We start from the raw sequence: 19,308 nt of genomic DNA, 5'->3' as shown, positions 1-19,308 counted from the left end.
GGCTTTCGTTTCCGATGAAGGCGCGTGTGATCTTGGTTGTGGGGGCCTTGGTGGTGTTGGGCACTGCTGGCTGTGCCCGCAATCTGTCCGATACCGAGGTCGAGATGTCGCGCCTGGTCTTTGGCGACAGCCTTGATACCGACAAGGTGCGCGTGCGCGCGGGTATCGGCGTTCTGCCGTTGCCGAAAGCCAAGCCGACGCCAAAGGATGCACCCAAGCAGGACGCGCGCAAGCTGCCCAAGGGAGTCTGCGACCGGGTGCCCCAACCAGATCGCAAGATCGAGTTTCCGGCGGGTTTCGTTCTGTGGAATCAGGTGTTCTTGAAACGTGATCTTTACCGCGACGACATGTTTGAAGGTTGGCCCAAAAGCCTACCCATGCCGCACGCCCTTCTGATGATGCACGAATTCGTGCATGTCTGGCAGTGGCAAAACCGCGACCGCACTGGGTATTCACCAGGCCGGTCGGGGGCGGAAAGCCTGCGACCCGGTGATCCCTATTACTGGCCAGGACGCGAGGCGGGGGCTTACCTCTCGTACGGGTTCGAGGCGCAGGCGGCGATGGTCGAGGATTACATGTGCATGACGCTGTTTGATCCGACCAACCCAAGGCGTGCCGATCTGGCCGCGCTGATCGGTCCGGTTCTGCCTGTGACCCGGCTGGGCGACGCGTTGGGGCGCTGAAACCGTCACTGATGTCGTTTTCTCGCAGGCAAAGGTCGGGCTGGCTTGGCATGGCGAATGGCCATGGGGCATCTATGATGCAACGCAAATACCCCAAGGGAGTCGCCCCATGAAAACCCAAGTAAAAGCTCTTGTCGTCGGTGGGGGTGCCGTCGGCACGTCGATCGCTTATCACCTTGCGAAAGCGGGTTGGGATGACGTGATGTTGCTGGAGCGCGATGAACTGACCTCGGGGTCCACATGGCACGCAGCAGGCTTGCTGCCCCTGTTCAACATGTCCTTCGCGACGACCCATATTCACGACTATTCGGTCAAATTCTATAAAACGCTTGAGGGAGAAACCGGTCTGAACGCGGGCTTTGCGGTGGTTGGCAATCTGCGCATGGCGCAGACGGACGAGCGTATGGATGAATACATGCTTTACGCCTCGACCGCCGAGACAGTGGGCGTTCCGTATGAATGGCTGACCCCGGACGAGATTAAAGCCCGCTGGCCGTTGATCGAGACGTCCGACCTGAAAGGCGCGCTGTATCACAACACCGACGGCTATATTAACCCTGCGGACGTGACACAGGCGATGGCCAAGGGTGCGCGCCAGCGTGGCGTCGCGATTGAACGCAAATGGCAGGCGGATGCGTTCCACTGGAACGGCACGCATTGGGAAGTGACCTGCACCAAGATGGTGGAAAAGGGCGGCAACCTTGTGCCTTCGGACGAACAGATCGTCATCACCGCCGAACATGTCGTGACCGCCTCGGGCAACCACGCCCAAACGACGGCCAGGAAGCTGGGCATCAAGATCCCGGCAATTCCGGTTGAACACCAGTTCATCGTGATGGACCAAGACCCGGAGTTGGTGAAATACCGTGCCGGGGGTGGGGCAGAACACCCGGTTATCCGCGACGCCGACGCGCAATCTTACGTCCGCGAAGAGCGAGGCGGCTGGATCCTTGGTGTCTATGAAAAGAACGCGCCCGCTTGTTTTGAATATGGTGTGCCGGACAGCTTCCGCGCCGACCTGTTCCCGCTTGATCTGGAGCGGATCGAAGAACAATACCTGGCAATGATCCACCGTATTCCGTCCTGCGAGGAAAGCGGGCTGAAAGATGATTTCAACGGCCCCATCTGCTACACACCTGACGGCAATCCGCTTGTCGGCCCGGCTCCCGGTCTGCGCAACATGTGGCTGGCGGAAGGGTTCAGCTTCGGGATCACCGCAGCGGGCGGCACCGGTTACTATCTGGCCCAGATGATGGTCGATGGCGAGGCCGAGATCGACATGGCGGCCCTTGACCCGAAACGATATTCATCCAACTGGATGACGACCGAGTTTGCGGCGCGCAAGAACGAAGAATGCTACGACCACGTCTATATCCTGCACCACCCCGACGAAGAGCGCCCGGCGGCCCGACCCCTGCGCACCTCGCCCGCCTATGATCGTCAGGCCGCACGCGGCGCGCAGTTTGGGTTCGTCAACGGGTGGGAGCGCCCGAACTATTACGGCCCGCTGGATGCGCCGGAAAACTTCGACCACGACGCGCGCAGCTTCCGCCGTGGCGGATGGTGGCAATACGCGGTCGAAGAAGCCAAGGCGATCCGCGAAGGTGTTGGGCTGATCGACGCCACTGCGTTCACCAAGCATGTTGTCAAAGGGCCGGGCGCGACGCAGTTCCTTGACTGGTTCACCTGCAACAAGCTGCCCAAGGTCGGCCGGATCAACCTGACCTATGCGCTGACGGCGGCGGGCACCACGCGCACCGAATACACCATCGTGCGAAATGGTGAAGACAGCTATTACCTCGTCTCGGCCGGTGCATGGACAGAATATGACGCCGACTTCATGCGCAAGGCCGCCGAAGATAAGATGGACGAATTCGGCTATATCGAGATCCAGGACGTCACCACCCAGTGGGGCGTATTCGCCATCGCCGGGCCAAAATCGCGCGACGTTCTGAACGAGGTCATCAGGGACGCCGATCCAAAAACCGCGTTGTCCAACAAGCGTTTCCCGTGGCTGACCGCCCGAAAAATCGAGCTGGGCATGTGTCCTGTGAACGCGATCCGTGTGGCCTATACCGGCGAACTTGGCTGGGAACTTCACCACCCGATCGAGATGCAGAACTATCTGTGGGATTTATTGATGTCGGCGGGCGAGAAGCACGGCATGAAGCTGGTCGGCGCGCGGGCGCAGAACTGGTTGCGACAGGAAAAATCCTATCGCGCATTCGGCACCGAACTGGGCCGCGACGCCACCCCCCAAGAGGCCGATCTGCCGCGCTTTATTGATCTTGAGAAAGACTTCCACGGCAAGGAGGCGATGCTGGCAAAAGGTATCCGTTCAAAATGCGTCACGCTTCTGATCGACGGGCCAGAGGATGCGGACCCTTGGGGTCGCGAGGCGCTCTACGATGGGGACACCAAGGTTGGTCGCCTGACCTCGGGCGGTTATTCGGTTGCGTTCGGCAAATCCATCGGCATGGGCTATATCCGCCCCGATCTGGCGGTTCCCGGCACCAAGCTGAAGGTCAAGATGTTTGATAAGCTCTGGGATGCCGAGATTGCGGTCGACAGCCCCTATGACCCGAAGAACGAAACCATTCGCAAGGATGGCTGAGTGCCGCAAGATCCAAAGAATGGCCCCGCAATTGCGGGGCCTGTTCATTTTGCAGGGTCAAACAGTCACAATGCGATCAGATGGTTGTCCCATGACCATTCCGGATCGACAGGCACAAATGTTTCCGCCCCATCCACACGATGAACCAAGCCGCCATCACAGGTGATCATCAAGCCACCATCCGGCGCTGGCGCTACACCTGAAGCGGTCGATCGGGCGGCACTGCCTGCCGAACGACCCGTTTGGGTGAAATAGATAATGGTGCTGCCTTTTGGTCCGGTCACGGCGATCTCGCCGGTTTGCGGACAGACGGCGATGGATCCGGCGTAGTTTTTCAACAGATGCTGATCGGGATGAGACAGGAATTCGACGCTCGTTCCGATTCGGTGGCGCATGACCAGCGGCACCTTCCGAGTTGGTGCACCCTGCCATTGCAACGCTGCCACAACACCACCGTCGCCATCAATTGCGATATGTCGGACCGAGTTCTGGTGCATCGCGCCGGTCAGTTCGATCTGATCCACAATACTGGCCTCGGTGTTTAGATAGGTCAGATTGGTCTGCATCGTCGGCAGGTTCAGCTTTGCACGCTCCATGTTGGGATGGGTCTGGATGCCCCCATTGGCGACGACAATGCCGCCATCGGGCAGTCGCAGGATTTCATGGGGACCGATGCCGCCAGACGACACTTCGCCCACGCGGCGATAGCTATCGGACACGTCCCAGATGCCAAGGACGCCCGCTGGGGCGTCAAAATCGTTTTCCGTGGTGAACAGGGTCCTCCCATCCGCCGAAAAGGCCCCGTGGCCATAAAAATGCCGCCCCTCGGGCGTTTCCAGCCGTGCGATCTCGCGGCCATTGGCGCAGTCGATCACCACGGCGAAGCGACCCGGACGACGCGCAAAGGCAACGGCCTGCGCAGCTTCCGGATTGACCGCCGCCGCATGGCCCCGGCTGGGAATTGCGATTTGGAACACCACGTCGCCCGCGCGTGTCAGGCCCACCAGCCACGAGGTTTTATCGGTCCGATTGCCTGCCGTGATGAAATCGGGCGCACCGGCGGCAGCCCATGAAGGTGCGGTCAGACTGCCCAGTCCAAAACTGGCAGACGCGCCTGCAAGAAAACTTCGGCGTTTCATATCAATCACCGTCGCCGGCGCTGAACCCGGCGTCGACCCCCAAAACCTCGCCGATCTGCTGATCAAGCCGAAGTTGCAAATAGTTCAGTTTGGTTTGCAAGGTTTCCACCCGAATGCGCATCTGCGGGTCGCTCAACGCCTGTGACAGCGGTGCGCCGATAGCCTGAACGCGCGTTTGAATGTCTTGCGCGATCTGAGTGATCTCGGCCCGTGTGGCATCGGAAACGGCACCGGCAAATCCATCATCGACAATCTCGGTCAAACCGTCGATCTGCGCGACCATGATGTCATTTGTGACGCCGGACCGCCATGCCTCGGCCCGTGAGGGGAAGCTGCGGTCATAGGTGCCAAGCGCCCGCCCGATGCGATGTTCGCGCAGGCGCAGGATCGAAAAGTCCAGCGCGGTGAAGATTTGGCGGGTAAACTCTTGATGAGATATATAAACCGGATTGTCAGGACCTGCGTCCCTGACAAGGTCAGCCCAGCCATCGGGTGCAAACCATCCATCATAAAGCGCCGTCCCAATCCGGGCCAGGTTGCCCGCCACGCCGACCAGTGCCGGGCAAGTCTGCATGTCATCGAACAGCAGCCGTTCAAGCGCGGGCAACCCTTGAGTGCCGGCGCTGGATGCACCGATCACGGTGGGGTCTGCCTGTTCGTTCACGGGACGCTTAAGCAGGTCCGACACGGCACGTCCGACAAAGTTTTTCTTGTCCGGAAAGAAATTGACGGTCAGTGCCGCAGCTTGCGTCTCTATCGGGCCGAACTGATAGGCGTCCAGCGGGGCCCATGCGCGCCACGCACTGGCAAGGGCATCATCAACCTGGCTTCGATCGGTGGTCCCGTCACAAAATGCAGTCGCGGTGTCGGACAGGGTGGCGGTTTCGTTCCGGAACGCGCCAAACTGACGCTCCAGCACGGCAAGCACACGGCCGGTCAACGCGACGTGGTCGATGGTCGGGGATGGGTCGGCTGCCCACACAATTGCAGGCATCAGGCAGGCGGTCACAAGGGTGGCGAATTTTCTCATAACGACTCCAAAAACGCGATCAGGGCAGCGCGATCTGCGGTATTTAACTGGCGGACGTTTTCGCGGGCCGCCACCGCCTCTCCTCCGTGCCACATGATGGCTTCCAGCACCGAACGCGCGCGCCCATCGTGAAGAAAGCTCTTTTTCCCGCCAACCTGTTCGGTGCGGCCAAGACCCCACAGGGGCGGCGTGCGCCATTCCCGACCCGTCGCTTGCCGTTCCGGGCGGTGATCCGCCAGCCCGTCGCCCATATCGTGCAGAAGCAGATCGGTGTAAGGCCAGATCAACTGAAAGGATCGCGCGGGGTTGTCCGGCAGGCGATGTGTCACAAACGCAGGCTGGTGGCAGGCTGCGCAGCCTGACCTGTGAAACAGAGACTTCCCGCTGAGAACCAGTTCGTCATCTGCTTTTTCGCGCACCGGAACTGCAAGATTGGCGGCGTAGAATGTCATCAGATCTAACGCCGTGTCACCCAGCTCCTGATTGCGCTGCGACGCGGAGTTGCCATTGCGCGCAGCGCGGCAGTCTGCTTGCTGCTCGGAGCAATCGCCGTGCGGTGCGGGAAACAATCCGCTGGACAGGCCGATATCGCCATTGGCCGCGTCGGCGGTTTGTTGACGTATCGTCGGGCTGCCTGCCTTGTGACCAAACCGGCCCAACATCCATTGATCAAACTCGCGCGACCAGACGCGGTTGGGGCGACCGGAAATGCCGTCGCCGTCTTTGTCATCAGGATCGGCATTCGCCAGGATGTCTGCTTCCGGGATCGCTTCCAACAGTCCCAGCCCGATCATCGGCGACGCGATTCTGGGGGAAGTCATGGTCTGATCGTCCAGTGCGCCATAGGTTGGCGAGGTGAGCATGTAATCTGGTTCGCGCAATTCAACGATATATCCGTCCGCCAAGGGCACAGGTCGGGTGTTGTAGGTGATACGGAGCGAGCCTTCTGCCACATGCCCTGAAATTGCCCGGTCCTGGATCTGAAACCCATAATTGGGATCAGGCTGTCTCGAACCGTCCGCGCTGGTCTGCGACAGCCGCAAGACGAGGCCGGGGGTTGGGTCGGTGGGGTCAGTTGGCGGATATCCCCGTCCATCATTGACGTGACAGGCAGAGCAGGCGCGGGCGTTGTAAAGCGGGCCAAGCCCGTCTGATGAAATGGTTGACGCGGGTCCCTGCACCCAGAGTTTTTCAAACAACGCCTCGCCCAGCCTGAAATCGAGCAGCTGATCGGCAGTCAGCCCCGACGAAGGTTGCGAAAATGGCGATTGTGCCGGGGGTGACATCGCTGTGGCTGCACCGCCAGAGCGGTTTTCGTAAGGAGAGGGAGTATGCTGTGCGGTGGCAACAGCGGCTTTAATCCGACTGATTTCGGCCTCGGTGCGGGAAACTGCGGTCAAATGCGGCTCGCCCCAAGGGGGGTGGCCCTCGGCCATCGCCATCGGGCCGTTGATCAGAAAAAGTACCAGAAAGACCGGGCGGCGCATCACAGGCTCCTACAGAACGCGCCCAGTTCTATTGGCGGATGGCAGCGACGTAAAGTGGTTCTGACAAAAATAGTCAGGATAATCTTGTGCGGCTACAGTTTCGCGTTTTTGCGCACGAATGCTTCGATTGCATTGGCTGGAATGGCCCCGGCATGACGCGCGACCTCTTTGCCGTTTTGGTAAAGGATCAGCGCTGGAATGCCTCGGATATTGTTTTTCATCGAGACGTTGGGGTGGTCTTCCGTGTTGACCTTCGCAAACCGCGCTTGCGGAGACATCGACCGTGCAGCTTGTGCGAACGCAGGCGCCATTGATCGGCAAGGTCCACACCAAGGCGCCCAGAAATCCACCAGCAAAGGTGTGTCATCGTTTTTTGCGGCTTTGGAGAGAGTCGTCGGATCCAACTCGCGCACCTTGCCGTCCGACAGTTTCGCACCGCAGGTGCCGCATTTCGGACCCGCGCCCAGCTTGTCGGTTGGAACACGGTTTACGCTGCCACATTCAAGGCAAGTCATTTTGGCAGAACTGGGCATGGGGCGCTCCTATAAATTCTATAAACGGCATATGATGTTGCGACAGGCTGCCGTCAAGGGATCAGACCGTGCTGAGTAGAATGCTGGTTTCGCTGTTGGTGATCCCTTCGACCACCCGCACATCGCGCAGCACCCGGTCGAAATCCGTCAGGCTTTCGGCGGTCAACTGCGCCACAAGATCCCACTTCCCGTTCGTCGAATGCAGGCTGCGCAATTCCGGCAATCCGCGCAGACGCTTGATAACGGCGGTCGTGGATCGGCCCGACACTTCGATCATCATGATCGCGTGAACCCCGTCCGGGCCATGGTCCTGTCGCGCGCGGATGGTAAAGCCCAGCACCGCGCCGCTGTCCAATAGGCGATCAAGCCGCGCCTGCACGGTAGCGCGGGAAACGCCGAGGATTTCGGCCAATTTGGAGATCGGCGCGCGGCCATCCTCGCGCAGGACGGCGATCAAGTTGCGGTCAAGGTCATCGAAAATGTGCATAACAAATTGTTAAGTGAAACTGTAAAATATGGCAACATGATTTGAGTTTAGTAATAGATTTGCGTATTATTTTTGAAATCATGAAGTTGCTATGATTGGGTATTCACTTTGACCCGAGACCCAGAATGCCACAAAGCTCGCTTCAGGCGCCAAGCGCCGTGATCATGATCTGCCCGCATCGTTTTCACCCGAATGCCGAAACGGCGCGGGACAATGGATTTCAGACTGATGCCCCCGCGGATGCCGCGGAAAACCTGGCCGCACAGGCGCAGGCCGAGATCAGAACAGCGGTGCAGGCCCTGCGCGAGGAGGGAGTGCAGGTTCACCTGTTTGACGATCCGCGTGATGACCGCCCGGACGCCGTGTTTCCGAACAACTGGTTCTCGACCCATCCTGGCGGGCATGTGGCGGTCTATCCGATGTATTCTTCGAACCGCCGCATCGAACGGCGCCCCGATATTCTGGACATGCTCAAGCACCGCTATCGTGTGCAGGACATCATCGACTATTCGGGGCTGGAGCAGGACGGGCTGTTCCTTGAAGGCACCGGGGCGATGGTGTTGGATCACGTGGAACGTGTGGCCTATGCCGCGCGGTCCAAGCGCACAAGCGAGGTATTGCTGGAACGGTTCTGCACGCATTTCAACTATGAGCCGATGGTGTTTGATGCCTATGACGCCGCCGGTTTGCCGATCTATCATACCAATGTGTTGATGTGCATCGGCACCGATGTGGCGCTGATAGGGCTGGAGACCATCCGCGATGTCGCGCGTCGGGACGAAATTCGCGACCGTCTTTCGCAGGGTGATCGCGAGGTCATCGACCTGTCGCAGGACCAGATTGCCGATTTCGCAGGCAATGCCATCGAGCTGCAGGGTCGCGATGGGCGACTGCTGGCGATGTCCTCGCGCGCCATGGCGGCCATGGCCCCAGCGCAACGCCAGCGAATTGAAACGCATCTGAAGATATTGCCGCTGGACATCCCGACGATCGAAATGGCGGGCGGGTCCGTGCGCTGCACCATTGCGGGCATTCACCTCAGCCCGCGTCCGCACCTTACCCCGGAAGGAGAGGCCCAATGACCAACATCCACCTGCTTGGCGCACCGATAGAGGAAGGCGCTGGTCGTCGCGGCTGTATCATGGGGCCTGCGGCCTATCGCACTGCCGGCCTGGCCGAGGAACTGGCATCGCTGGGTCACGAGGTCGCCGATCTTGGCGATGCGCAGCGCGACGAGGTCGGAACGCTTGAAACAGAACACAGCCATCTGAAATTACTGCCTCAAGTCGCGGGTTGGGTGCGCAGCCTGCACCGCCATGCGTATGAACTGGCAAAGCAGGATGTGTTGCCGATATATCTGGGCGGCGATCATGCGCTGTCCATGGGCACCGTCACCGGCCATGTGGCCGCTGCTGCCGAAATGGGTCGCCCGCAATTCGTGCTGTGGCTGGACGCACATTCCGATTTCAACGTTCCGGCATCCTCGCCAAGTGGGAACATTCACGGCATGCCCGTGGCGTTTGCCTGCGGGCTGGACGGATTCCCGGACATGCTGGGCAAGCCGTTACCCGCGCAACTTGATCCACAGAACTTGTGCTTGATTGGCTTGCGTTCGGTTGACGGGATGGAGCGGGATTTGCTGCAAGCCTCAGGCGCACATGCCTATGATATGCGGGCCATTGATGAACACGGGCTGGCCAAGCTGCTGTTGCCGTTTCTGGATCGGGTCGCGCAGGCCAACGGGCTTCTGCATGTCAGCCTTGACGTGGATTTCATCGAACCCGACATCGCGCCAGCCGTGGGCACAACGGTTCCCGGCGGAGCCACCTTCCGCGAGGCCCATCACATCATGGAGATGCTGCATGACAGCGGCCTTGTCACCTCGCTCGACCTGGTCGAACTGAACCCGTTTCTGGATGACCGTGGACGCACGGCGCGCCTGATGGTGGACCTGACCGCAAGCCTGTTCGGCCGCCGTGTGCTGGACCGTCGCACACAAAGTTATTGATCTTGTCTGACGAAAGGACATCCGATGCCGCCGCTTCCCTCTGAACTTGCCTATGTGCCCTTTGTGTCCGTTGAACACATGATGGGGCTTGTCCATCATATCGGCATTGAAAAACTGCTGATCGAACTTGCTGATGAGATCGAAGCCGATTTCAAGCGGTGGGAGTTGTTTGACAAAACCCCGCGTGTCGCCAGCCATTCGGACGTGGGCGTGATCGAGCTTATGCCGACCTCGGACGGCGAGATGTATGGCTTCAAATACGTGAACGGCCATCCGAAGAACACCAAAGAAGGGCTGCAAACCGTGACGGCGTTTGGTCTGTTGGCAGATGTGAACAGCGGATACCCCAAGTTGTTGAGCGAAATGACAGTGCTGACGGCCCTGCGCACGGCGGCGACCTCGGCGATGGCGGCGAAACATCTGGCGCCCAAGGGCGCGACGACGATGGCGATGATCGGCAACGGTGCGCAGTCCGAGTTTCAGTGCCTGGCCTTCAAGGCGATCTGTGGCATCGACACGGTGCGTTTGTATGACATCGACCCCGCCGCGACCGAGAAATGCGCCCGTAACCTTGCCGGGCAGGGGCTGACCGTCATTCCCTGCAAAACCGGTGAGGAAAGTATGGAAGGCGCGCAGATCATCACCACCTGCACCGCCGACAAACAATATGCGACGATTCTGACGGACAACATGATTGGCGAGGGCGTGCATATCAACGCCATCGGTGGCGACTGTCCCGGCAAGACCGAGCTGCATCGCGACATCCTGCTGCGGTCCAGCATCTTCGTGGAGTACCCCGAACAGACCTGGGTCGAGGGTGAGATCCAGCAGTTGGACAAGGACCACCCGATCACCGAGCTTTGGCGGGTGATCACCGAGCAGGCCAAGGGGCGGACGGACGCCAAGCAGATCACGCTGTTTGACAGTGTGGGTTTCGCGATCGAGGATTTCTCGGCGCTGCGCTACATCTCGAAAGCCATTGTCGGGACGGAATTCTTCACGCAGCTAGATATGTTGGCCGACCCCGATGATCCGCGCGATCTGTTTGGGATGTTGCAACGGTCCGCAAGCTAGGCCAGTGATAAAAAATGGGCGGTGGATCACTCCACCGCCCGTTTTTGTTGGTCACAAGTCCGCTTAGCTTTCGTCGGCATAGTCCGACAAGGGCGGGCAGGTGCAGACCAGATGCCTGTCACCATAGGCGTTGTCCACGCGGTTGACGGGCGACCAGTACTTGTCCACCCGGAAGCTGCCCGCCGGAAAACACCCCTGTTCGCGGGTATAGGGCCGGTCCCATTCACCGACGAGGTCCACATAGGTATGCGGCGCGTTTTTCAACGGGTTGTTTTCCGGGTCGATCTTGCCTTCCTCAATCTCGCGAATTTCCTCCCGGATCGCCAGCATGGCATCGCAGAACCGATCCAGTTCGGCCTTGGTCTCGGACTCGGTCGGTTCGATCATCAGCGTGCCTGCCACGGGCCAGCTCATCGTTGGGGCATGGAAACCGTTGTCGATCAAACGTTTGGCGATGTCATCGACGGTCACGCCCGCGCTATCGGCATAGGGGCGCGTGTCGATGATACATTCATGCGCCACGCGGCCATTGTGACCGGTGAACAGAACGTCGAACGCACCTTTCAGACGGGCCGCGATGTAGTTGCCGTTCAGGATCGCCACTTTCGTCGCCTGGGTCAGTCCGTCGCCGCCCATCATCAGCACATAAGCCCAACTGATCGGCAGGATTGAACCCGATCCGAAGGGGGCAGCGGATACCGCGCCTTCTTCGCCGATCAGACCGTTGCCCGGCAGATGCGGCGCAAGATGAGCCTTCACGCCAATCGGCCCCATACCGGGACCACCGCCGCCATGCGGGATGGCGAAGGTTTTGTGCAGGTTGAGGTGGCTGACATCGCCGCCGATCTCGCCCAGTTTCGACAGGCCGACCATGGCGTTCAAGTTTGCGCCGTCGATATAAACCTGCCCGCCGTGGTCGTGGGTGATCTTGCAAACCTCGCGCACGGTTTCTTCGAACACGCCGTGGGTGGATGGATAGGTGATCATGCATGCCGCAAGCTTGTCGCCCGCCGCTTCGGCCTTGGCGCGGAAGTCATCAAGGTCGATGTCCCCATTCGCCGCTGATTTGACCACAACCACATCCATATCGACCATATGCGCCGAGGCCGGGTTGGTGCCGTGCGCGGAAATCGGGATCAGGCAGACATTGCGTTCACCCTGACCTTGCGCCCGGTGATAGGCCTGAATGGTCAAAAGCCCCGCATATTCCCCCTGCGCGCCCGAATTGGGTTGCATCGACATGTCATCATAGCCAGTGATCAGGCAGAGTTTCTGCTTCAAATCTTCGATCATCTCGGAATAGCCTTCGACCTGGCTTTCCGGGGCCATCGGGTGGATATAGGCAAACTCGCGCCACGTCACCGGCATCATTTCGGCAGCCGCATTTAGCTTCATGGTGCACGAGCCAAGCGGGATCATTGCGCGGTCAAGGGCCAGATCGCGGTCGGCCAAGCGACGCATGTAGCGCATCATTTCCGTCTCGGCCCGATTCATGTGGAACACTGGGTGGGTCAGATAGTCAGAGGTGCGCAGACTGGCATCTGGCAGACGGTATTCATTGTCGCTGTCATCATAGCTGCGGGTGATGCCAAAGGCGCGCCAGACACCTTCAATCACGGCGGGTCGAGTGGCCTCATCCAGCGTTATGCCGACATATTCCGTTTCGACAGGTCGCAGGTTGATGCCTTCCTCACGCGCAGATTTCAGCACGGTGTTTTGCAGCGCGCCGACATGCACGGTGATCGTGTCAAAGAAGTGCTTCGAGGTGATGGTGAAGCCAGCATTCTCAAGCCCCTTGGCCAGTCGCACGGTTTTCAGATGCACGTCCTGCGCGATGGCTTTCAAGCCTTCGGGGCCGTGGAAAACGGCATAGAAACCGGCCATCACCGCCAACAACGCCTGCGCGGTGCAGACATTCGAGGTCGCTTTTTCACGCCGGATGTGCTGTTCGCGGGTTTGCAGGGACAGGCGATAGGCCTGATTGCCGCGCGCATCGACCGAGACGCCGATCAAACGACCGGGCATCGAGCGTTTGTGCTGGTCGGCGGTGGCCATATAGGCGGCGTGTGGGCCGCCAAAGCCCATCGGCACGCCGAAACGCTGCGAAGAGCCGACGGCAATGTCAGCCCCCATCGCGCCCGGCTCTTTCAACACGGTCAGCGCCAGCGGGTCAGCGGAGACAATACCAACGGCTTTCGCTTCGTGCAGCGCGGTGATCTGGTCAGTGAAATCGCGCACGCGGCCATAGGTGCCGGGATATTGGAAGATCGCACCGAACACCTCGTCCGCAACCAGATCTTGTTCCGGGTCGCCGATGACGATCTCGATCCCCAAGGGGGCCGCGCGGGTTTTCATCACCGCGATGTTTTGCGGGTGGCAGCCTTCGTCCACGAAGAACTTCGTGGCTTTCGACTTGGCGATGCGTTGCCCCATGGTCATCGCTTCCGCGCAGGCGGTGGCTTCGTCCAGAAGCGAAGCATTGGCGATTTCAAGTCCCGTCAGGTCCGAGATCATGGTCTGGAAGTTCAAGAGCGCCTCAAGCCGCCCCTGCGAAATCTCGGGCTGATAGGGCGTGTAAGCCGTGTACCAAGCCGGGTTTTCCAGAATGTTTCGCTGGATCGCAGGTGGCGTGACCGTGCCGTGATACCCCTGACCAAGCAACGAGCGCATGACCTGGTTCTTCGCGGCCGTATAGCGCATCTTGTGCAGCGCCTCACGTTCCGACAGTGCCGGACCCCAGTCCAAAGCGTCATCCTGTCGGATGCTTCTGGGAACGGTCTGGTCAATCAGGTCATCCAGATCCTTGACGCCGATCGTCTTGAACATCTCGTCCATCTCGGATGGTGACGGGCCGATATGGCGGCGGTTGGCGAAGTCATAAGGTTTGTAACCGGTGGGCGTGAACGACATTGCGTTTCTCCGTGCGGGGGCAGGCATAAGGGTTTGGCAAGGGCCGGACTGGCCCTTGCACCTGTGCAGAAAGGGTCAAGACCCGTGGATCAGCCGATGAATTTCTTATAGGCGGCTTCATCCATGTAATCATCCAGCGGGCTGGTGTCCGAGGCTTTGATCCTGAAGAACCACGCTTCACCTTCTGCGTCTTCGTTGACCTTGGTTGGTTCGTCCACGATGGTATCGTTCACCTCGACGATTTCACCATCCAGCGGGCTAAGGATATCGGACGCGGCCTTGACGCTTTCGATCACCACGATCTCGTCATCCTTGGACACGATATCGCCCACTTCGGGAAGTTCTACAAAAACAACATCACCAAGCTGTTCGGCGGCATGGGTGGTGATGCCCACGGTATAGACGCCGTCTTCTTCACGCAGCCATTCGTGTTCTTCGGTATATTTCATTCTGTGTCTCCTGCTGGATCTCTGGGGTCAACGTTTATAGGTGGCGGGGCGGAACGGCATGTCCGCGACCGTGACCGGCTGGCGCTTGCCGCGCACATCGCCGAAAATCCTTGTGCCGGTGTCGGCGTGGTCGATACCGACATAGCCCATCGACATGGGACGTTCGATGGATGGACCGAATGCGCCTGACGTGACTTCACCGATGGAAGTCTCTGCGTCCTCGGTCGCATAGAGCATTGTGCCAGCTCGCATGGGCGCGCGGCCATCGGGCAACAGGCCAACGCGGCGGCGGGTGGCACCGTTTTCGAACTCGGTCAGGATGCGATCGGCACCGGGGAAACCGCCTTCGCGCTCTCCACCAGTCTTGCGCACCTTTTGAACGGCCCATTCCAGCGCTGCCTCGACCGGTGTCGTTGTTGTGTCGATGTCATTGCCATAGAGGCACAGACCGGCCTCAAGCCGCAGACTGTCACGTGCGCCCAGGCCGATCGGTTCGACCTCCTCCATTGCCAGAAGCGCACGGGCGAAGGTTTCGGCATGAGCTTGGGGAACCGAGACTTCATAGCCGTCCTCGCCAGTATAACCCGAGCGGGACAGCCACAGCTCGCCAAAGTCACTGTCGGTGACGGACACATCCATGAATTTCATGTCCTTGGCCGACGGCACCAGCCGCGAAAGCGCCGCCTCGGCAGCCGGTCCCTGCAAGGCCAGAAGGGCGCGGTCGTCAATCACTTCGACCTCGCAATCGGTCAGGTGGACGCGCATATGGGTGATGTCGGCATCCTTGCATCCAGCGTTCACCACAAGGAACAGGTGATCGCCCCGATTGGCGATCATCAGGTCGTCCAGAATGCCACCGTCGTCATTGGTGAACAGGCCATAGCGCTGGCGACCTTCGGCCAGCGCGATGACAGATTGGGGCACAATGCGTTCCAGAGATTGGGCAGGATTGTCGCCACGCAAGATCACCTGACCCATATGGCTGACATCGAACAGCCCAGCGGCTGTGCGCGTGTGCAGATGTTCTTTCATCACGCCCAATGGGTATTGCACGGGCATTTCGTAACCGGCAAACGGCACCATCTTGGCGCCAAGCTCCAGATGCAGGTCATAAAGACCCGTCCGCTTCAGATCGTCTTGGGCTGCACCCATGGCCATTCCTCCAACTGTTACCGGTAAGTCATGGAAGCCATGCGCCCGGCATCGTTCAGACGCCTTCGCGTCTATCGATGCCCCCTCTGTCCGTTTCGCCTGAGATCGTTATCCCTTCGGCGGGCATCTGTGTGCCTCTCTCCAGAGTCATGTTCGCCGCATCGGTCCGTGGGCCTGAGAGTTTACCGGGGCGGTTGCTCCTTCGGCACCGGCTTTCGCCAGATTCTCCCGATGCGATGGCGTTACGTTATCCGCCCACGCCGGTTTCGGCAAGAGCTTGAATACAACCGTATGCGGGGTCACAGTATGATCATGCAGGACCCGTTTTTCTTCGGCTATGGCTCGCTTGTGAACCGCCGCACCCATTCCTTTCAAAACGCCCAGCCCGCACGGGTGTCGGGGTGGCGGCGGGCATGGCGTCGCTCGCCGTTCCGGGATGTGTGTTATCTGACGGCTGTGCCGGACCGGGAAGACTATATCGAAGGGTTGATCGCCTCGGTGCCGGGCGCGAATTGGGCGGTGCTGGACGAACGCGAACGGGCCTATGCGCGTGTGCCACTTGGGTCTGAGGTGCAGCATTCGGCCGGGGCGGTAGAGGTAGCGATTTATGCCATAGAACGCGGTCATCATCACACGCCCACCGACGACAATCCGGTCTTGCTCAGCTATATCGACGTGGTGGTGCAGGGATATTTGTCCGAGTTCGGCATGGCCGGCGTCACCCATTTCTTCGAAACCACGGAAGGATGGCATGCACCGATCCTGAACGACCGCCTTGCGCCAATTTATCCGCGCGCACAAACGCTGACCGAGGAAGAGCGCGCCTTGGTGGACGAAGGTCTGTCGCGCCTATCGGCGAAAGTGAAACAAGGATATCCGCTTGGTTAGCCGCTGATATGACACGGCGTCAGTGTCGAATTGGGCCGGTGCCACTTTTCGTAAAGTTCGTGCCGAAAGCGCCAAGGCAATCACTGCAAAAAACAGCCCGCCAGCGGCTTGCCCGATCAAGACACCCGGAGCGCCCCATAGGGACGCGCCCAGAATGACAAGCGGTATGGTGCCCAATGTCTGACGCCCCCAGTTGATCCAGGTGGAATAGAACGGGTGGCCGAGGTTGTTGAAACTGGCATTGGTGACGAAGATCACGCCGTTGAAGAACCATGCCAGCGCCAAAGGCCCGCAGAACAAATAGACAAGATCGCGGCTTAAGCCTTCAGCATTGAACAGATCCGCAATCGGCGCGCGCAGGATGAACAAGATTGCGCTGACACCGACCGAAACGCACAGGACAAACACCAGCCCGTCACGAATGGCGCGACGCACACGGTCCAGTTGACCCGCCCCGAAATTCTGGCCGACAATCGGACCAATCGCACCCGACAGCGCAAAAATCACGGCAAATGAGACTGGAACAAGCCGCCCGACAATGGCCATACCTGCGACCGCATCTTCGCCAAACTGTGCCATGGCGCGGGTGACATAGGCCTGACCGACCGGTGTTGCAAACTGGGTCAGGATGGCGGGCAGGGCAATGGTCATGATGGCTGCAAAATCGACCTTGAAATCGACGGAACGAGGCCGATCCAGCCCGCCATGATGGCGCAGCACGGGATAGATTGACATGACGGCAATGGTGGCGCGCGCGCAGACCGAAGCAAGTGCGGCACCGGTCAGTTCGAGGTCCAGCCCAAAGATCAGGATCGGGTCGAGGACCGCATTCACAACCCCGCCCCAGATGGTCGCCATCATGGCCCGACGCGCGTCCCCATGCGCGCGCAAAATCGCGCCGCCGACCATGCCCACGATCAGGACGGGCAGGCTGGGAAGGATGATCCTGAGATATCCTGTGGCAAGCACCAATGTTTCGCCGGATGCGCCCAAAAGCGCAGTCAGTTGGGGAACGAAGGCCCACACGATGGCGGCAAATACGCTGCCGATGACGACGCCATACAGCAAGGCGGTCGCGGCCCGGCGTTTGGCGGTTTGCTTGTCGCCTTCACCCAACGCCCGCGCAACCAGCGCCCCGGCGGCAATCGACATCCCGATACCAAACGAGGTGGTGAAAAACAGGATTGCACCGGCATACCCAACGGCAGCGGCCAATTCCTCATGACCCAGCATCGAGATGAAAATCATGTCGACGAGGTCGACAAGAAAGATGGCCATCAATCCAACAGATGCGGTCAGCGACATGACCGCGATGTGGCGCATCAGGCTGCCGCTTAGAAATTTCGCCTGTGTGGCGCTTGCACCTGCCGGTTGGGCCATTGTCTTCTCCTGTCACGCCCATGCAGCATGGAGGAGAGATGCGCGGCGGACCATAGGCAATTGAATGAGATCGGTGGCGCTGGAGCAGCCAGAGCTTGGCGACGGATCAATCCTTTGCGCGGATCACTTGCAAAAGCGGCATCAGGGCCGACATATCCGGCCCATGGCTCATTCCGGTCAGGGCCTTGCGCAGCGGCATGAACAGCCCGCGCCCTTTGCGGCCCGTGGCTTCTTTCACGGCGGCGGTCCAGGTCGACCAGCTATCCGCGTCATAAGGTCCGTCGGGAAGAAGACCCATCGCGGTTGCGACGAACTCGCGGTCTTCTTCGTCAATCACCGGGTCGGCGCCGTCGCGACACAGGGTCCACCAGGTCTTCAGATCGCCCAGCGTCGTGATGTTTTCACGCGCGACCGTCCAAAAGGCATCGGCTTTGTCGGCGGGAACGTCAAGACTGTCCAGTGTATCCGCGACCGCATCAACCGGCAGATGGGACAGATAGCGGGCCGTCAGCGGAAACAGGTCTTCTACGTCAAACTTGGTGGGGGCCGAACTGAAGCTCGACAGATCAAACCCTTCGACGATTTCGTTCAGCGAGTTGCGAAGTTCGACCGGTTGCGACGACCCAAGGCGGGCCAGCAGGCTGAGCAGCGCCATCGGCTGCACACCGCGTTCGCGCAGGTCGCGGATCGCCAGCGTGCCAAGGCGCTTCGACAGCGCCTCGCCCTGCGGGCCGGTCAGAAGCGAGTGGTGGGCGAATGTCGGAACTTTGCCACCCAACGCTTCGATAATCTGGATTTGCGTCGCGGTGTTGGTCACGTGGTCCGAGCCGCGCACCACATCGGTGATGCCGAAGTCGATGTCGTCACAGACCGACGCCAACGTATAAAGGAACTGCCCGTCCCCGCGGATCAGAACCGGATCAGAGACGGATGCCGCATCAATCGAGATGTCGCCCAGAATGCCGTCCGTCCAGTTGATCCGCTCGTGATCCAGCTTGAACCGCCAGTGGCCCTGACCGCGTTCATCGCGCAACTTGGCTTTTTCGTCATCGGACAGCGCCAGCGCGGACCGGTCATAGACTGGCGGTTTGCCCATGTTCAGTTGCTTCTTGCGCTTCAGGTCCAGCTCGGTCGGGGTTTCGAAACACTCGTAAAACCGGCCCATATCGCGCAGCTTCCGGGCGGCTTCCTCATAGCGGTCCAGCCGGTCGGATTGCTTTTCGACCCGATCCCATGTCAGGCCCAGCCATTCCAGATCCTCTTGGATGGCATCCGCGTATTCCTGCTTGGACCGCTCGGGGTCAGTGTCATCAAGGCGCAGGATGAATTGCCCGCCCGATTTGGCAGCGATCAAATAGTTGAACAGCGCGGTGCGCAGGTTGCCAACATGGATGTAGCCGGTGGGCGAGGGGGCAAAGCGGGTGGTGGTCATGGGTCAGGTCTCCTTGGCTCGTCCCTCTTTCATACTGGCCTG

Annotated in this window: 16 protein-coding genes and 1 riboswitch; of the genes, 6 read left to right on the top strand and 10 right to left on the bottom strand. The window is 59.8% G+C overall.

Annotated features, from left to right (window positions below; translation table 11 throughout):
• Nucleotides 1-14 precede the first annotated feature (14 nt).
• Both BMY55_RS13685 and BMY55_RS13680 read left to right on the top strand, forming a co-directional pair.
• Nucleotides 15-683 carry a hypothetical protein gene (locus BMY55_RS13685; RefSeq protein ID WP_091431439.1) on the top strand — a complete coding sequence of 223 codons (669 nt, stop codon included), beginning with the start codon at nt 15-17 and terminating at the stop codon, nt 681-683.
• A 109-nt stretch (nt 684-792) separates the two neighbouring features.
• Complete coding sequence (locus BMY55_RS13680) at nt 793-3,297, top strand: GcvT family protein (protein WP_091431437.1); 2,505 nt, start codon at nt 793-795, stop codon at nt 3,295-3,297.
• Nucleotides 3,298-3,362: 65 nt separating this feature from the next.
• On the opposite strand, the gene BMY55_RS13675 is transcribed toward BMY55_RS13680, so the two are convergent.
• The 5 genes from BMY55_RS13675 to BMY55_RS13655 form a co-directional block, all read right to left on the bottom strand.
• Entirely contained in the window at nt 3,363-4,436 is a 1,074-nt protein-coding gene (locus BMY55_RS13675) for a DUF1513 domain-containing protein (RefSeq protein ID WP_091431434.1), read from the bottom strand.
• Nucleotide 4,437: 1 nt separating this feature from the next.
• Nucleotides 4,438-5,466, bottom strand: coding sequence for an imelysin family protein (locus BMY55_RS13670; RefSeq protein WP_091431431.1), 1,029 nt, complete (start codon nt 5,464-5,466; stop codon nt 4,438-4,440).
• Nucleotides 5,463-6,953: a di-heme oxidoreductase family protein gene (locus BMY55_RS13665; protein WP_091431429.1), complete on the bottom strand. Its 1,491-nt coding sequence runs from the start codon at nt 6,951-6,953 to the stop codon at nt 5,463-5,465. Before BMY55_RS13665 ends, BMY55_RS13670 begins: the two co-directional genes overlap by 4 nt.
• A gap of 92 nt (nt 6,954-7,045) precedes the next feature.
• Nucleotides 7,046-7,486: a thioredoxin TrxC gene (gene trxC / locus BMY55_RS13660; protein ID WP_091431428.1), complete on the bottom strand. Its 441-nt coding sequence runs from the start codon at nt 7,484-7,486 to the stop codon at nt 7,046-7,048.
• A gap of 61 nt (nt 7,487-7,547) precedes the next feature.
• Nucleotides 7,548-7,973, bottom strand: a complete 426-nt coding sequence (locus BMY55_RS13655) for an Lrp/AsnC family transcriptional regulator (protein WP_091431426.1) — start codon at nt 7,971-7,973, stop codon at nt 7,548-7,550.
• 125 nt (nt 7,974-8,098) lie between these two features.
• On the opposite strand from BMY55_RS13655, the gene ctlX reads away from it, so the two are divergent.
• From ctlX to BMY55_RS13640, 3 genes are read left to right on the top strand one after another with little or no spacing between them, the layout of a single operon-like run.
• The gene (gene ctlX / locus BMY55_RS13650; RefSeq protein WP_091431425.1) at nt 8,099-9,055 is read left to right on the top strand and encodes a citrulline utilization hydrolase CtlX; all 957 of its coding nucleotides are present in this window, start codon (nt 8,099-8,101) and stop codon (nt 9,053-9,055) included.
• Entirely contained in the window at nt 9,052-9,981 is a 930-nt protein-coding gene (gene rocF / locus BMY55_RS13645) for an arginase (protein WP_091431423.1), read from the top strand. The genes ctlX and rocF overlap by 4 nt, the downstream gene beginning before the upstream one ends.
• Before the next feature lie 24 nt (nt 9,982-10,005).
• Nucleotides 10,006-11,055, top strand: a complete 1,050-nt coding sequence (locus BMY55_RS13640) for an ornithine cyclodeaminase (protein ID WP_091431421.1) — start codon at nt 10,006-10,008, stop codon at nt 11,053-11,055.
• 63 nt (nt 11,056-11,118) lie between these two features.
• On the opposite strand, the gene gcvP is transcribed toward BMY55_RS13640, so the two are convergent.
• The 3 genes from gcvP to gcvT form a co-directional block, all read right to left on the bottom strand.
• Nucleotides 11,119-13,965: an aminomethyl-transferring glycine dehydrogenase gene (gene gcvP / locus BMY55_RS13635; protein WP_091431420.1), complete on the bottom strand. Its 2,847-nt coding sequence runs from the start codon at nt 13,963-13,965 to the stop codon at nt 11,119-11,121.
• An 89-nt stretch (nt 13,966-14,054) separates the two neighbouring features.
• Complete coding sequence (gene gcvH / locus BMY55_RS13630; RefSeq protein ID WP_091431419.1) at nt 14,055-14,414, bottom strand: glycine cleavage system protein GcvH; 360 nt, start codon at nt 14,412-14,414, stop codon at nt 14,055-14,057.
• A gap of 27 nt (nt 14,415-14,441) precedes the next feature.
• Nucleotides 14,442-15,566, bottom strand: a complete 1,125-nt coding sequence (gcvT, locus tag BMY55_RS13625) for a glycine cleavage system aminomethyltransferase GcvT (RefSeq protein WP_091432624.1) — start codon at nt 15,564-15,566, stop codon at nt 14,442-14,444.
• Nucleotides 15,567-15,718: 152 nt separating this feature from the next.
• Nucleotides 15,719-15,807: riboswitch (glycine riboswitch) on the bottom strand.
• Between gcvT and BMY55_RS13620 the strand changes: the two genes are divergently transcribed.
• A complete protein-coding gene (locus BMY55_RS13620; RefSeq protein WP_407639054.1) occupies nt 15,798-16,454 on the top strand; it encodes a gamma-glutamylcyclotransferase family protein in 657 nt (218 codons plus the stop codon). Its footprint overlaps the riboswitch before it by 10 nt.
• Here the strand turns inward: BMY55_RS13620 and BMY55_RS13615 are convergent.
• Together BMY55_RS13615 and gltX are read right to left on the bottom strand one after the other, a co-directional pair.
• Nucleotides 16,416-17,834, bottom strand: coding sequence for an MATE family efflux transporter (locus BMY55_RS13615; protein ID WP_091431417.1), 1,419 nt, complete (start codon nt 17,832-17,834; stop codon nt 16,416-16,418). The two genes, BMY55_RS13620 and BMY55_RS13615, sit on opposite strands and share 39 nt — an antisense overlap.
• Before the next feature lie 106 nt (nt 17,835-17,940).
• Nucleotides 17,941-19,266: a glutamate--tRNA ligase gene (gltX, locus tag BMY55_RS13610; protein ID WP_091431416.1), complete on the bottom strand. Its 1,326-nt coding sequence runs from the start codon at nt 19,264-19,266 to the stop codon at nt 17,941-17,943.
• Nucleotides 19,267-19,308: the final 42 nt, after the last annotated feature.

Source organism: Aliiroseovarius sediminilitoris, assembly GCF_900109955.1.
GTDB lineage: Bacteria > Pseudomonadota > Alphaproteobacteria > Rhodobacterales > Rhodobacteraceae > Aliiroseovarius > Aliiroseovarius sediminilitoris.
This window is presented reverse-complemented; position numbering and strand designations above follow the sequence as displayed.